We start from the raw sequence: 15431 nt of genomic DNA on the forward strand, positions 1-15431 counted from the left end.
GGGCGAGCAAGTCAAGGTGCTTTAGAATCTTTGCGATCATGCTGGACTCCAGGATTGCTACAATGATACTGATAGCTCTGCTACAGTGCTAGCAATATTCGTTGTCGATTTCAAACACTTGCTTGAGCAAACGTGCTCGCAATTGATGTGCACAGCAGCCAAGGAATGTGGCGCATCATCATCCGTATTTGATTTGTTATTTTTATTTTTCTTGCTATCAGGAAACATCTTAGGATGAAGTCCCGCGATCAGCGAGACCAGACTGTAGTACCTGCCGTGCCAGACAGACTACACCGTGCATACACTGAGTAAGCATACACTATTCCCGCCGCCGCGCTGTAATCACGTCGGGCACCTGTTGAATCAGCGCGAGCAGGCGCTGCAACTGATCCAGATTGGTGATCTCAAGCGAAAACTGCATTTTCGCCAGGTTGCTGCGGCTTTGGGTATTGCCTTTGGTGGCATTGACCTTAGTGGCATTAACTTTTTCTCGCACGAATAGGTCGCTGATGTCGCGCAGTAAGCCCTGGCGGTCATGGGCTTCTACTTCGATATCGACGCTGGTGACGAGATTTGCGCCAGCACCCCAGTGGGCATGCAGTAGGCGGGTATGCCGTTCTTCTGGCAGACGAGTGACGAAAGCACAGGTCTGACGGTGAATGGACATTCCGCGATCGCGTGTAATATAGCCGACGATAACATCCGGCGGCACCGGTTTGCAGCACTTGGCCAGGTTGATAAGCAGATTGCCGACACCCTCGACCACAATGCCTGACGGCGCCTTGAGCGGGGGCATGTGCTTAGTGGTAAAGACCGAGGGTGCTTCCGCTGGCTTAGGCGGCGTAGCCTCTTGAATGACAAGGGCAATCTGGTGCTCGCTAACATCGCCACGGCCGATAGCAGCAAGCAAATCCTCAAGATGGTTGTAATGTAGCTTATGTGCCAGCTTCTCCTGATTCATACTGCCGACACCTGCCCTATGGAGTTCGCGGTCCAGTTTGACGCGGCCGACTGCCACATTCTCCTCGAAGTTCTGATATTTGAACCAGTAGCGCACTTTGGCTCGTGAGCGCGGGCTCTGCAGATAGCCGAGCGCTGGGTTGAGCCAGTCGCGGCTAGGTGCACCCAACTTGGAGGTGAGGATTTCTACACGCTGACCATTCAGCAGATGAGTGTTGAGCGGTACGATTCTGCCGTCCACCTTGGCGCCGCGCGTGCGGTGGCCGAGGTCAGTGTGCAGAGCGTAGGCAAAATCGATAGGCGTCGAACCCTTGGGTAGGTCGATCACCTTCCCTTGTGGTGTCAGCACGAAAACCTTGTCCTGAAAAAGCTCGCTCTTGAATTGCTCAAGCAGATCACCCCCGTCGCTAACTTCGTCCTTCCACGCCAGAATCTGGCGTAACCAAGCGATTTTCTCGTCGAATTTGCTATCCGACTTGCTGCCCTCCTTGTAGCGCCAGTGTGCAGCTACGCCCAACTCAGAGTTGTGATGCATGTCGTGGGTACGAATCTGCACCTCAAGCGCCAAGCCACGTGGACCGATCACGGCGGTATGCAGCGAGCGGTAGCCGTTGCTCTTGGAGCGCGCAATGTAGTCGTCAAACTCGCCGGGAATCGGCTGCCACAGGTGATGCACCAGTCCTAGTGCAGCGTAGCAGTCCTTAATGTCGTCCACCAGAATACGCATTGCACGTATGTCGTAGAGCTCATTGAACTCAAGATTCTTCCTGCGCATCTTATTGATAATGCTGTGAATGTGCTTAGGCCGTCCACTGACTTCCCCCTTGATATTAGCTTGCAACAATTCCTGCTTGAGCTGGGCAACCACGTCGGCGATGTACTGCTCGCGATCTACGCGCCGCTCGTCCAGTAGACGCGCGATTTCTTTGTATAGCTGGGGCTCCAAGTAGCGCAGCGCGAGATCTTCCAACTCCCATTTAATCTGCCACACGCCCAGCCGGTTGGCGAGCGGTGCGAAGATACCGCGCGTCTCACTAGCGATTCGCTGCTGCAATTTACTGCTGGCACCGGAGAGATAACGCATGGTCTGCATGCGCTCAGCCAGCTTGATCAGCACCACGCGGATATCTTGCACCATAGCTAGCAACATTTGGCGCAGGCTCTCGATCTGCTGCGCCTGGTCGCCTCTGCCCCCTGATGCATCTAGTTGCTCAATTTCGCTGAATTGGCGGATCTGTTCCATGCGCGAGATACCTTTCACCAGCTCAGCGATGCTGACGCCGAATTGATTTTCTACCTGCGCATACCAGTCGTCCAGATACTCAGGTACCGCGTGCAGTAGGGTGGCAGTGACGGTTTCGACATCCATGCGCATACCAATGAGAATGGATGCCGCGCCTATCGCATGCAGCAGCAAGGGCATACCGGTTAGCGTGTGCTGCTTGCTATACAGCGGCACAGCCATTGCGCAAGCCTGACGCAGCAGTGTGATTTCGGCGGACGCAAACTGTGCGGTCAGTTCATTCAACCAGTTTTCTGTGTCGGTGTAATCTGCGGTGGACTGAAGGGATTTGCTACGTGTTGAAACCATAAAACGCTTACTGATCCTCTAATCGAAATGCTGCTTTGAGCGTCACCCGAAAATGCGCCATCATGCTGTTCACGATTTGACCGACTACCTTAAAACATATTGAAAAAATAAACATCCCTTTTCATCAAAAATGACTGCAACGAATGACGCGATCAGGAAGAACACTTAACCCAGCACAATCAGCACAAAAAATCAGAGAATTAGAAGCATTTTTTTCTTTTAGGTTCAAGATGCCCAAAAGACAAGATCAACCTTAAAAAAATAGATAATACTATTTTTTACTTCGCTTATTCTAAGCGGCAGGAATCAATGCTTCACCCAATCACGTCATGGAGGGTTTCTAGCACTAAATGACGCAGCGCCTGCCAATGCTGTCCACTGTCGCGGACATGTTTCTGATTGATTTCCAACTCGATCCCCAAATAGGCTTCCGCTGGAAATTGACGGCGTAAGTAGGTGGTCAAACCGTCAGCCTTACCTGCATAGGGATAATTACGTCGAATGGTTAAATAAGGTGCCTTTGTTTTGAGGCTTGCCTGCCAGCGGCAGCATAAATCACGTTCAGCCAATCTCGATGGATCATAAAGGAGGCCAATATCAGCGTGACGCACTTCCCCATCAAGCACGGCTGTAAAACTATGCGAAGAAATATGGATAACTCGCTCTCCTCTCCGGATTGACTCAGCGATAGTTTGCTCGACCTGAGTGCGATAAGGCAGATAATAATGTGTCAGAATCTCGCGTCGAATGCTAACCGATACATATTTGGTCGCTTCGGAAAATAATTGCGGATGGCCAATAGAGCGGTTAAGATCGATCAACAAACGGCTTGTAGTCGCAACAAACAGGGAAGCATTCAATAATTGAGCCAGATCCTTCGCCATGCGCAACGCACCACGATCATAGCCGCGATGGCTATCCAATAAAACCTCCAATCCATGAAATAGATGCCGGTACTGAGTCGGGATACGATTACCACCATGCTCGCAACTAATGACAAAATGAGTTGTTGAGCCCAATTTTACTCCTCAGCTTGGTCTTTAACAGATTTCCAAAAACTACCGTCCTTATATTAAACAGATACTCTGCTCGCAATCAGCACAGGCAAGAGGTAAGTGGACATATACTGCTTCACTAACTGCGGCGCAATCACAACTTTTCTTCATGACAAAGCTCTTTGCAACCTCTTCCACTCATCATTTTTAATGATGTTTTAAGCAAAATCAGATTTTTCTTGATCATGCAACAGTATGTTTGACTAAACTATCGTCAGTTTCTTTGGCCTAATATTTATGTGAAGCATAGATTTTGACAATCTTTCTTGGGAGACGATCATGGGCGACAACCTTGCACAAAAGCTGATCCGCTCGCATCTAATCGAGGGGGAAATAACTACAGGTTCAGAAATCGGCATCCGCATTGATCAGACGCTGACCCAAGATGCCACTGGCACTCTGGTCATGCTCGAACTGGAAGCTATGGGACTGGATCGGGTAAAAACGGAGGTTTCGGTCCAGTATGTAGACCATAACCTGATTCAGGAAGATTACAAGAACGCCGATGACCATATTTTTCTTCATAGCGCTTGCCAACGCTACGGCCTCTGGTACAGCCGAGCGGGAAATGGCGTCAGCCACCCGGTACATCAGGAGCGTTTCGGAAAACCGGGCAAGACATTGCTCGGCTCAGACAGCCACACACCTGCAGCCGGCGCCATCGGCATGCTCGCGATTGGCGCCGGTGGATTGGAAGTGGCTTTCGCCATGGCGGGAAAACCCTTCTATTTCAAAATGCCGCAGATTTGGGGTGTCCGCCTGGTAGGCGAACTTCCAGACTGGGTCAGCGCCAAGGATGTGATCCTGGAGATGCTACGCCGTCACGGTGTCGCCGGTGGCGTTAACCGCATTATCGAATATCATGGGCCCGGATTGAGATGCCTGAGTGCCATGGACCGACATGTGATCGCCAATATGGGAGCTGAACTTGGGGCTACCACGACAGTATTTCCCAGCGACGATGAAGCCCGGCGTTTCCTCAAATCACAAGGCCGGGAGCACGACTGGGTGGAACTGACCGCTGACGCCGATGCACGCTACGATATCGATGAGGAAATCGACCTCTCCACTCTGGAGCCCTTGATCGCAAAACCATCGAGTCCCGGCAACGTAGTCCCCGTCCGGGAGGTGGCTGGCGCCAAAATCTATCAGGCTTATATCGGCTCATCGGCAAATCCTGGTTATCGCGACTTTGCCGTCCCCGCTGAAATCGTCAAGGGAAAGCAAATCCACGAAGACGTCTCCTTCGACGTCAATCCGACATCGCGCCAGATCCTGGAAAATCTGGTAAAAGACGGCCATCTCCTGTCTCTGATCCATGCCGGAGCGCGGATTCATCAAGCAGGATGCGGCGGTTGCATAGGCATGGGTCAGGCGCCCGCCACTGGTCGCATCAGCTTGAGAACGGTACCACGAAACTTCCCCGGCCGCTCAGGCACCCAGGAGGACCAAGTTTATCTGGTGAGTCCTGAAACCGCCGCCGCCTCGGCCTTGACCGGGGTAATCACCGACCCGCGGACATTAGGCATGGATTATCCCCGAGTCCGCGATCCGGAACATCCTCTTGTCAATACCGAAATGCTGGTGGCGCCGCTGCCACCAGAAATCGCACGAAGCATAGATTTGATCAAAGGTCCCAATATCCAAGGCCTGCCTCTTTTCGAACTGCTCTCCGACGAATTCACTTTACCGATCTTGCTCAAATTGAAGGATAACATCTCCACCGATGAAATCCTTCCCGCAGGCACTCGCGTGCTTCCTTTCCGCAGCAATATCGCCAAGATCAGTGAATTTTCCTTCGAGAGGATCGACCCCACTTATCCCAAACGGGCACGCGAGATTCGTGACACTAAGGGTCATGTCATTCTCGCCGGAAATAACTATGGCCAGGGTTCCAGTCGGGAACACGCTGCTCTTGCACCCTATTTTCTCGGCCTGCGGATTGTCATCGCCAAAAGCTTCGCCCGCATCCACTGGCAGAATCTTATCGATTTTGGTGTACTGCCGCTTACCCTGAAACGACCAGTGGATTATGATGAATTGCAACAAGGGGACATCCTGTCACTAAAAAACCTGCGCAAAGCAGTGACTGAGGGTCGGGAATTAATGGTCTTAAATACGACGAGGAATTACAGCATTCCGGTCGAACATGCCCTCTCGAAAAGACAAGTCGAAATGCTTTTAGAAGGCGGGCTGATTAACTGGCTGAAACGGCGCATCAGCAATAAGTGATTCTTCATTAACATCACTACGTTTCCTGTGCGCCCCTCGATCGGAGAATAAATCGGAAAAAATAAGAGAGAATAAAGGGTCGGCTGAGGGTTTCTCTAAAATATAAACCCCTTATTTCTAAATCAAACCTTGACCAACGGTTTCAGGTTTCACTTGTCTGGGTAAACAGTTGCCGCTGACAATAGTCACCAAAAGTTTCGCCCTCCATGCGTTCGCGGGCATAGTCTGCCAGCAGGCTGTCGAGTGTGCTCAAGATTTTGGATTCATCTAGCCCTTCCTTGTAAAGGGTATTGAGACGATAGCCCAGGCGGTCGCCGCCCAACCGCAAATCGTAATGCCCCACTGAGCGCCCCACCAGTCCAATCTCAGCTACATAAGGGCGACCACAACCATTCGGGCAACCTGTCAGGCGAATACTGATTTCGTCCTGTGTGAGCTCGTATTTTTCCAGCAGCTTCTCCACCTTACCAATCAGTTCGGGGAGATAACGTTGCCCTTCCGCCAAGGCCAGCGGGCAGGTGGGCAGCGCCACGCAGGCAATGGCATGGGTGCGAATGGGCATGAGTGCAGCTTGCGTTTTAATGATGCCATGCGCTTCTAGAATCTCATCTATCGCCGCCTTATTTTCTGCTGCCACATTCAGCAGCATGATGTTTTGGTTACCGGTCAAGCGGAAGTTGCATAAATTGCTTCTCGCAATAACATCCAGCGCTGATTTCGCACGATACTCCGGATTGTCCACCACACGCCCATTTTCGATGAACAGCGTATAATGCCAGCGATTTCTGTGATCTTGCAGCCAGCCATAATAGTCGGCACGGGTGTTGAAAGCGAAGCTACGCGGTGCAGCCAGCGTAAACCCCAAGCGACTTTCCAGATCGGCTTTGAATACTTCCAGCCCCATATGATCAATGGTGTATTTCAAACGTGCTTGTTTGCGATCGGTGCGGTTGCCGTTGTCGCGCTGCACGGCTGCGATCTGCCACACCGTGTCCAGCACTTGATCCGGCTTGATGAAGCCCATCATATCGGCCAGTCGCGGATAGGTCGCCGCGTTACCATGAGTGCAACCCAGCCCTCCGCCCACAGTCACGTTGAATCCTGCCAGGCTGCCGTTTTCCTCGATGGCAATTAGGCCCACATCCTGCGTGAAAATATCAATCTCATTATGCGGTGGAATGGCGATGCCCACCTTGAATTTGCGCGGCAGATAGCGATTCTGGTAGAGCGGGTCGGGTTCTGGCTCAGCATTCCTGTCCAGACGCTCCCCATCCAACCATATCTCCGTATAAGCCTTGGTTTTGGGTAGCAAGTATTCGCTGATTTTAACTGCAAACGCATGGATTTCTTCGTGGAACGGGGAAGTGGAAGGATGCGAGCCCGCCATGACGTTGCGATTGACATCACCACAAGTGGCTATGGTATCGAGCCCATATTTATCAAACCATTGTAAAGTGGGTTTGAGCTTTGACTTGACGACACCATGCACCTGAATAGTCTGGCGCGTGGTAATTTTGAAGACACCAGTGGTGTTCTCATTCAGTAGCGGTTGCAACCCCAGCCATTGCTGCGGAGTGATATCGCCACCTGGCAGGCGCAGGCGAATCATGAAGGAATAAGCCGGTTCCAGCTTTTTTGCCTCGCGTTCGTTGCGGCGGTCGCGATCGTCTTGCTGGTAGATGCCGTGATGCTTGACGAGCTGCTGATCGTCCGCCGAAAGCTGCCCGGTAAGCTGATTCTTCAATCCTTCGGCCAGTGTACCGCGCAACCCCCGGCTACGAGTCTTGATGCCTTCAACAGGTGAAAGTTTTTGTTCAGTCATAATCGTTTTTATTGCTTATCATGTTGTACCGAAAAAGATTGAATAACGGCTGTGTCAATAGACATCTTTCACATAACGGTTATCATCATGCAATTGGTCGAGGAATTCTTGTGCAGCTTCGTAACTGCCTTTTTTAGCTGCGAAGATTTCCAGCAGAGTTTGCTCCACGTCTTTGCTCATGGGATCTTTTGCTCCGCAGACATAAATCACCGCACCACCGTCTACCCATTCTAGCAATTCACTCGCTTTTTCTTTCAGGCAATGCTGGACATAGACTTTGTGCTCCTGATCGCGGGAGAAGGCGAGGTCGATTTTATGTAGTGCCCCCGTCTCCACAAAGTCGATCCACTCAGACTGATAGAGAAAATCGCAGTGTTGATGCTGCTCTCCGAAGAACAGCCAGTTGCGCCCGCTCGCCCCACGCTCTGCCCGTTCCCAGACAAAACTGCGAAACGGCGCTATGCCTGTGCCGGGGCCGATCATAATAATGTCACGTTCATCGTCCGGTAGTTTGAACAGGCTGTTCCGCTGGATAAAAAATTTCACTTCATTACCTACTTCCAAATCGGCTAAATAGCGTGAACACAGCCCGTAACCAATCTCGTCGCTTTCGCCCCGATGCCACGCCAGCGCCACCGTCAGGTGAATGTTGCCGGCATGCGCCAAAGGCGATGAAGCAATGGAATAAAGACGCGGCGTGAGGTGGTCCACTCCCTCAGCGAAATGGGGCAGAATAATGCCCGCCACGTCGCCGGGCGCATAGGCTAGTGGCTCATCGTGTTCGATTTCGATATGATAGGTTTCCTTGGCAGAACCGCGATCATTGAGGTTGATAATTTCCCTCACACGCCCTACTACCGGTTCCAACCGGGAATATCCCTTGCCAGCAGGCGCCGCCGTCTCTACAGTAACCGGCACGCTGGCCGGCTGCGCGGAAGGTAGCGCCGACAATACCCCCGCTATCCATTGCGGGTAATGGCTGGCGAAATCCACATCCAGTTCACCGCGTTCATAAATGCGTTCCGCCTCCAGCTTTTCCATATAGGCATCAAGGTCGCAGGCAGCTTTGTTGTATTGGGGGTAGCTGCTGTCACCGAGTCCGAGCACGGCGTACTTCACCCCTTTAAGCGACACATCTGACCGGCGGAGCAGCTCAAAAAAAGCCAGCGCCGGTTCCGGCGGTTCGCCTTCGCCATGGGTCGCAGTGATAAAAATAATTGGCTCATCACCCTGCAATTCTTTGGCTTGCTTAATTTTTTTCACCGACTGTGGCGAGGCGTTCCAGCCATGATCTTTGGCCTGTTTGGCCACTTGCTGCGCGATCATCTTGGAATTGCCGGTTTCAGTGGCAAAAAATACGCGTAATTTCTTTTGCGTGGTGAGAGTGGCAGCCACACCTTCGGGCTGCACTATCCCTTGCACATAGCCCGCAAACCAGATCGCCTGATCCCGGCTTAGCGTGTGTCGCAATTGTTCCCACAAGGCTTTTTGTTGTTCGGTTAGCATGGGTTATACATCCTATTTACATATCATTCCCACTCGCTGGGATGACTATTAAAATAGTCATTGCTCATTCTTTGCTCCAATAAGATTTCCCTTTATGAAATACTGCCCGCATTCAGTGCCGCCTTCGGAATGAAGTAATGGCATGCCACTACCCTCAACGACATAAAAATGCCAAAGAAATGATGCAATGACTCTCCTAACTCAAATAGGAGCTTTTAACATTAAGATTATAACGATAGGCATTGATTTAGCAAAAAAATGTTTTATCCAAAACCCGCGATTCGATTTTCTTCCCTCTCCCTTGGGTGTCGAAATATACCTGCGAATATAGAAATAAGAAGGACAGCCGTAGGTTTGAGGGCAAATTCGAGCGTGATACCCTTATTTTGGGTGACTTTGAGATAGCCAGCTCTATCCAGGGCGAGTTTGATAAAACTCTAGCCAGTCTGCTCTCAGCTAGCATGAGCCAGATCCTTTTTACCTGCTAGTCATATTCGAGGCCAGCACATGGCATGAGGGCAAAGAATTTCGTTTTCGAACGCACTTATATAAAGGGCTAAACTTTCCAGCGGTTTACCAAGTCGAAAGGGATAGAACAGAGCCTAAAGAAGTAGGACACGAACCAACAATCGATACGATTAATTAACCAGCAAAGCTTTCTTTCCAGATTTAGTTCGGAAAATTGAGGACTTACTCATTCAACCCTTTGCCCAAAACCTTATGCTATTAATTACAGGAATGCCTGGCGTGGGCAAGACAACAGTAATCTGCAAAGTCGCTGACCAGTTGCGGGAGAAGCGCATTGGTGGCTTTTATACCCGGGAGATACGCAAGGGTGGAGAGCGTTGCGGGTTCCTCCTGGAAACCTTTGCCGGACTGCAAAAAACCATTGCCCATACCGATTTTCCTCATGTGCATCGGGTGGGCAAATATGGCGTGGATATTGCCAGTATCGATGCAGCGGTAAACTCCGCATTGGCGCTGGCTCCAGATGTCGATCTGTATCTGGTCGACGAAATCGGTAAGATGGAGTGCCTATCTTCAAGTTTTATAGCGGCCATGGAGAAGCTGTTTAACTGTAGTAAGCCGCTGGTGGCAACCATCAGTAAAAAGGGCAGCGGTTTCATTGAGCAGGCTAAACGTCGTCCCGATGCATTGATGTGGGAAGTCACATACGATAATCGGGACAAATTGCCGCAACAAATACTCCATTGGCTTATTCCATTTCTAAATCAAACATGACGCAAGAGTGAGCCGCAGACAGTATAAAAATAATACGGCAAGGAGAAGCGACAAAATCAGGTTTGATTTAGAAATGGAATGAGTATGCAATGACCTATAAAGGATATTCCTATGCAGGTAACCCTGGTACCATTTGCGGGCGTCTTGCCACAAGACCTGTCTAACTTGACCGCAGACTTGCGGCGTCTTGGCTTTGCAGCAAAGATCGGCAGGACATTAAGCCTGCCGCCAGAAGCTTATCAGCTAGATCGTCGACAATATCATGCCGAGGTTTTGCTTGCGTTGTTACAGCATCAACCCGGGCAACGGGTTCTAGGCATCACCAGCAGTGATCTTTATGCAGGAAATCTGAACTTCGTATTCGGGATGGCGGATCTGGCAGGCCGAGCCGCGGTGATTTCTCTGTGTCGTCTACGTGAAGCAGCAGATGACGCGATTTTTCGGGAACGGGCAGCAAAAGAAGCCGTACATGAATTGGGGCATACTCTGGGATTGTCGCATTGCGCCAACCCAAAATGTGTTATGCACTTCAGCAATTCCCTGTATGACACAGATATTAAAGGTATGACTTTCTGCCCAACATGTCATGAACGGGCAATATTGCAATTCAATAAGCTACCACAACAGCATAGTGAACGTGATGACGCCTGAGTCTTTGGTACATGAAGACCGTTGCTATGAGCCCTTTGCCATGCATAGCCTTTCAATGCACGCCATAATGACCTCGCAAGTTAATATACAACACTTGGCAAATGACGTGACGCTTAAGACCTGCTGTTGTTTTTTCCAGCAACACGAGATTCTGCTCCTCGCCTTCGATCACTGGTGCAATTAATTTGCCGCCTGCCTTTAACTGCTCGATTAACGGCGGCGGAATTTCCGTACACGCTGCAGTGACAGCGATCCGGTCATAAGGTTGCAGCGCGGCATAACCCAACCCCCCATCTTCATTCACCAACACTACATCCTTATAACCTGCCTTTTCCAGATTGCTTTTGGCAAATGCGAAAGTCAATGGATCGATTTCCATCGCTACAACCAACCCTTCTTTCCCTACCACTTCCCGCGCCACAGCCGTGCCATATCCTGAACCTAAGCCGATCTCAAGAAATTTATGCCCTTTGTCCAAACCGAGGGGTTCATAGAACAGCGGATAACTATGGGGACAGGATATGGTTGCGTTCTCACCCGGCAATGGCAATGGCACTTCCTCATAGGCATGATCTCGGTATTGATCTGGAATAAAGTCTTCCCTAGGCACCGTTAACAAGGCCTGTTTAATTCGCTCTGACTTGAGCAAGCCTTTTTTAACGAGCCACTCTATTTTAGCGACTCTTTCTCTGGCCAGTTCAGACTTGCTTTTTCTCGGCGATGCCGGCGGAGGCACTATCCAACCCAACATGATGATCTCCTTCTTATTCCATTTCTAAATCAAACCTGGCTTTGTCAGCTTCTCCATGTCGTATTGTTTATACTGTCTACGGCCCGCTCTTGCGTCGTGTTTGATTTGGAAATGGAATTAATAGAGCAGTAAATCGTGTAAAAATTGACTATATGCTTTCCCTGAGACCAACTGCAATTGGATTTTAATACGACGTCGTTCTGCCTCTACCGCTTGCGCCTTAATCGGATCATACCCTGATTTTGCATAGTCTTCCCAATAGAGGCCGACACCGTGACGTTGCCACGAGGGGACTTGGTCGAAATCGATGCCATATTGATGGAGCAGCGCTTTTTGTTCATCCTTGTTCTTGCCAGCCAGCATGTCGACGACCGTTTCACTGCTTAATCCTGCCTGCCGCAATGTCCAGTAGCACCAGCCATGCAGGGCGCAACGCGCTGCATCACATTGCCGCCAGCGAAAATAATCAATCACTTCCTCACGCCGTTCGCACTGCCAGATGCGGCTGTCGAAGTGCGATGGCTCACCGCAGGCATGGGTGAACACCGAACTGACCAGGCCAGCCGACAGGGAAATCAGTTTTTCGTGTCGCCGGTTAAATAAATCCCAGCCAGGCGCGAAAACAGCAGAAATTTCATCACTGAAGGTATAACAATAAATCGCTTGAAAACCCTGCATCAGCGCGGAGGTCGCTTCGATTATGAAATCCCGCAGACGTTCATCGTAAGGTTTACGAAAGCGCAGAGCGGTAAATTGGGTAAAGGCGCGGCCATCAAGACGAATGACAGTCCACGCATCGGAACGAATGAGGACAGAGCGGAAGGATTCATATTCGCGCATGCGCGTTTCCAGCTCCTGCGCTTTCATTTCAGCTCCAAGGGGCCATAATATTATTCATATCGTCCTTCCCTTTAAAAGTGGAGACATTGACCATAGCATGATAACACTTCCCCATGTGACCCGCCGACAACAGGCGCAACAGCTCAATTCGATTCTGGATCAGGCCCTTCTCAATCCAACTTCCTCGCATCGCCACCAGATTCAGCAACTTATCCCTACGCATAATGTTGAAAAACTTGTCGAGCGGCTGCGCAAGCGGGCCACCATTTTGGCAAAACAGCAGCCTTATCAGAGACAACTGATACTGGAAGCACGCGACGCCCTGATCCTTACCCTTTATGCTGCCGCCGCACCACGCGGTTGGGCCTGCGCCTGGTGTGACGGAAGCTACACTAAGATTGAGGCACAACAACATGCCGGAATCGGCGCTATCCTGATGGATGACCGCGGTGAAATCGTGGCGCGGATCAGTCAGGCCATTGACGCCACGGATAGCTTTAGTGCGGAACTCACTGCGGTGGTTTCAATCATGAACACTGCGCTAAAACACGATCAGCGACAGCTACAGGTCTACTGCGATAACTACGGCTTGATTCAGCTATGGCTCGAACAGCGCAATGACAACCGGCTTGCAGAAATACGCAGGCTTGCCGCTACCCTGGACCATTTTTTACTCTACCCTATTCCACGGCGACATAACCAGCCAGCCCACAAACTTGCAGTAGCAGCAGTGCGCGGCGCGGCCAGTGTCCCCCGGAGGCACTAGTTACAAGAACCTATGATAGCTTGGCTCGATAGCCATACAGCCTGAGCTCGAGTTTGTCACGTACCTGGTCCAAAATTCGTGATCTATTTATCATATTTGTGGATCTAACAAAGTTTGTTATGATGAAAGCCAAGTCGACACAATTCTATAAAATTTAGAGAAATAGCATGCAGCTTATCGTGTTAGGTTTCATTTTTGACGTAATATATTGTGTCATTTCGGAGTTCTAATTCTAGCTAGATTCAGGAGACTCGATGCCAGAGATCAACCAGACAGAACGAGCGCGGTTGGCTTGGCAAGTGCTTATCTCGGTTGCCCGGATCCGAAGCACTATCACCTATGGTGAACTCGGCTCAAGAATCGGCGTCCATCATCGCGCCATTCGATACGTTCTTAGTCCGATTCAGGACTATTGCTTAGAAACGCGCCTTCCACCGCTGACAATCCTTGTGGTGAATGGGTCTGGTCGACCTGGAACAGGCTTCATTGCCCACGATCCCAACGATCTTGAGAGCGGGCTGGAGGCTGTATGGAGTTTCGGATGGCCGACATTGCAAAATCCATTTGACTTTGCGGCGGAAGGTTTGTCATACCCAAGCTTGATAGACACTCTTACTCAGAACCCGGACGAGGCTGAGACGATTTATGCGATGGTGAGAGTCCGTGGGATACAGCAGATTCTCTTCCGTGACGCAGTAAGGAAGGCATACGGATTGCGCTGTGCATTTTCTGGCACTCAATTTCCGGATGCACTCGATGCGTGCCACATCATTCCATGGGCCTATGCCACGCCTCAGCAGAGAATGGACGTGAGGAACGGATTACTCCTGAATCCGCTGCATCACCGTCTCTTCGACAAGGCCTACCTCACAGTCACGACTGACTACCGGATCGTCTATAGGGATCCCAAAGGATCAAGACGCGAACATTCAAAAATTGAAGCTGCCTTGACGATTAAGCTGCACAACCAGCCTATGAACGTTCCGCGTCTATCCAGGCTCCGGCCACTTGCAGAGTACATCCGGCGTCACAACGAATTGATCGATTGGCAGACCGAATGAGTTGCACGCTACTGTGGCTAGAATCTAACTGGTCGCTCAACTCGGATACACAAGTGCTACCGTGCGCTTCGCGCACTCGCCTCATGTGCGCCGGTCAGCTTCGCAGTTAGGCTCCCTAGGAGAAATTTTTGAGAGAACCAATATATTCCGATATGCAGTATCCACATTATCGAGATAGTAACGGCCCAATACCGTTAGCACCTTTTGCTGATCAATACATTGATATTGTTACTCAACTCAGATGGAGATTTTTTGATTTTTGCCGTATTCATCATATTATCTACTTTGAAATTGATCGTATTAATAAAATATTAAATGAAATCCCAAAAGAATATATGGTAAACAGTGGGGAGGAATCGTTAGAGGATTTAGCAAGAATCAGATTGCGACAGTCAGTCCTGGATAAAGATATTGAGAATAAAAGAATACATTCATTTACAGATCAAATGATGGTTGTTGGCCTGTGGGCTATATCTGAACAGTTTATGGCAAAAATATACCGTAGGCATGCAAGTAGAACTTCTGGAGTTTTAGAAAAAGATGTAAAACCTCCTTATCGATGGAGCGATTTTAAGAAGTATTTTAATGAATGCGGGATTAATTTAGAGTTGTGTGAAAACTACACTAACGCGGATGAGTGCAGAGAGTTAAATAACTCGATTAAGCATGATCCAATTGTGGGAGATTCTTTAATTAAATATCAGTTTTTCAAAACATTAATTGGGCAAGATCTCGAGAATATGGAGTTGGATATGCAGCGGTATTTAAATGGAGTTTCTGATTTTTTGGGTAGCCTTATCGAGCATTCACAGAAAATAATACGAGCCTAATTCTAATTTGCGCTAGAAACTGCATTAATAATCCAATCCCAGCCGGTTATACTTTTGATTAAAGCAGGAACATTTTCGAGATCATATAAAGCGCCAACCAAATGATTCTCGAGCGCATCGATGC

Annotated in this window: 12 protein-coding genes; 6 read left to right on the forward strand and 6 right to left on the reverse strand. The window is 49.8% G+C overall.

The features are described 5' to 3' along the window. Nucleotides 1–319: 319 nt before the first annotated feature. Together relA and R2Q26_RS11115 are read right to left on the reverse strand one after the other, a co-directional pair. A complete protein-coding gene (gene relA, locus R2Q26_RS11110) occupies nt 320–2551 on the reverse strand; it encodes a GTP diphosphokinase (protein WP_317536339.1) in 2232 nt (743 codons plus the stop codon). A 314-nt stretch (nt 2552–2865) separates the two neighbouring features. Next, nucleotides 2866–3570, reverse strand: coding sequence for an N-formylglutamate amidohydrolase (locus tag R2Q26_RS11115; RefSeq protein WP_317536340.1), 705 nt, complete (start codon nt 3568–3570; stop codon nt 2866–2868). A 315-nt stretch (nt 3571–3885) separates the two neighbouring features. Between R2Q26_RS11115 and R2Q26_RS11120 the strand changes: the two genes are divergently transcribed. Then, nucleotides 3886–5838 (forward strand): aconitate hydratase, encoded by a 1953-nt coding sequence (locus R2Q26_RS11120; RefSeq protein ID WP_317536341.1) that lies wholly within the window; start codon nt 3886–3888, stop codon nt 5836–5838. Nucleotides 5839–5980: 142 nt separating this feature from the next. On the opposite strand, the gene R2Q26_RS11125 is transcribed toward R2Q26_RS11120, so the two are convergent. Together R2Q26_RS11125 and R2Q26_RS11130 are read right to left on the reverse strand one after the other, a co-directional pair. Beyond that, a complete protein-coding gene (locus tag R2Q26_RS11125; protein WP_317536342.1) occupies nt 5981–7660 on the reverse strand; it encodes an NADPH-dependent assimilatory sulfite reductase hemoprotein subunit in 1680 nt (559 codons plus the stop codon). Nucleotides 7661–7714: 54 nt separating this feature from the next. Continuing rightward, nucleotides 7715–9166 carry a sulfite reductase flavoprotein subunit alpha gene (locus R2Q26_RS11130; protein WP_317536343.1) on the reverse strand — a complete coding sequence of 484 codons (1452 nt, stop codon included), beginning with the start codon at nt 9164–9166 and terminating at the stop codon, nt 7715–7717. A gap of 720 nt (nt 9167–9886) precedes the next feature. Here R2Q26_RS11130 and R2Q26_RS11135 point away from each other — a divergent pair. Together R2Q26_RS11135 and R2Q26_RS11140 are read left to right on the forward strand one after the other, a co-directional pair. Further along, nucleotides 9887–10408, forward strand: coding sequence for an NTPase (locus R2Q26_RS11135; protein WP_317536344.1), 522 nt, complete (start codon nt 9887–9889; stop codon nt 10406–10408). Between the two features lie 111 nt (nt 10409–10519). Continuing rightward, the gene (locus R2Q26_RS11140) at nt 10520–11059 is read left to right on the forward strand and encodes an archaemetzincin family Zn-dependent metalloprotease (RefSeq protein ID WP_317536345.1); all 540 of its coding nucleotides are present in this window, start codon (nt 10520–10522) and stop codon (nt 11057–11059) included. A 52-nt stretch (nt 11060–11111) separates the two neighbouring features. Here the strand turns inward: R2Q26_RS11140 and pcm are convergent, their stop codons facing one another. Next, nucleotides 11112–11810, reverse strand: coding sequence for a protein-L-isoaspartate O-methyltransferase (gene pcm, locus R2Q26_RS11145; RefSeq protein ID WP_317536346.1), 699 nt, complete (start codon nt 11808–11810; stop codon nt 11112–11114). Nucleotides 11811–11927: 117 nt separating this feature from the next. Further along, entirely contained in the window at nt 11928–12677 is a 750-nt protein-coding gene (locus tag R2Q26_RS11150; protein WP_317536347.1) for a tRNA(His) guanylyltransferase Thg1 family protein, read from the reverse strand. On the opposite strand from R2Q26_RS11150, the gene R2Q26_RS11155 reads away from it, so the two are divergent. The 3 genes from R2Q26_RS11155 to R2Q26_RS11165 all read left to right on the forward strand — a co-directional run bounded on the left by R2Q26_RS11155 (nt 12649) and on the right by R2Q26_RS11165 (nt 15307). Next, nucleotides 12649–13416, forward strand: coding sequence for a ribonuclease H family protein (locus R2Q26_RS11155; protein ID WP_317536348.1), 768 nt, complete (start codon nt 12649–12651; stop codon nt 13414–13416). The genes R2Q26_RS11150 and R2Q26_RS11155 overlap by 29 nt on opposite strands. A 584-nt stretch (nt 13417–14000) precedes the next feature. After that, nucleotides 14001–14477 carry an HNH endonuclease gene (locus R2Q26_RS11160; protein WP_317536349.1) on the forward strand — a complete coding sequence of 159 codons (477 nt, stop codon included), beginning with the start codon at nt 14001–14003 and terminating at the stop codon, nt 14475–14477. A gap of 128 nt (nt 14478–14605) precedes the next feature. Next, nucleotides 14606–15307, forward strand: coding sequence for a hypothetical protein (locus R2Q26_RS11165; RefSeq protein ID WP_317536350.1), 702 nt, complete (start codon nt 14606–14608; stop codon nt 15305–15307). Nucleotides 15308–15431: the final 124 nt, after the last annotated feature.

The sequence above is a fragment of the Nitrosomonas sp. Is37 genome, assembly GCF_033063275.1.
In the GTDB taxonomy this organism is placed as follows: domain Bacteria; phylum Pseudomonadota; class Gammaproteobacteria; order Burkholderiales; family Nitrosomonadaceae; genus Nitrosomonas.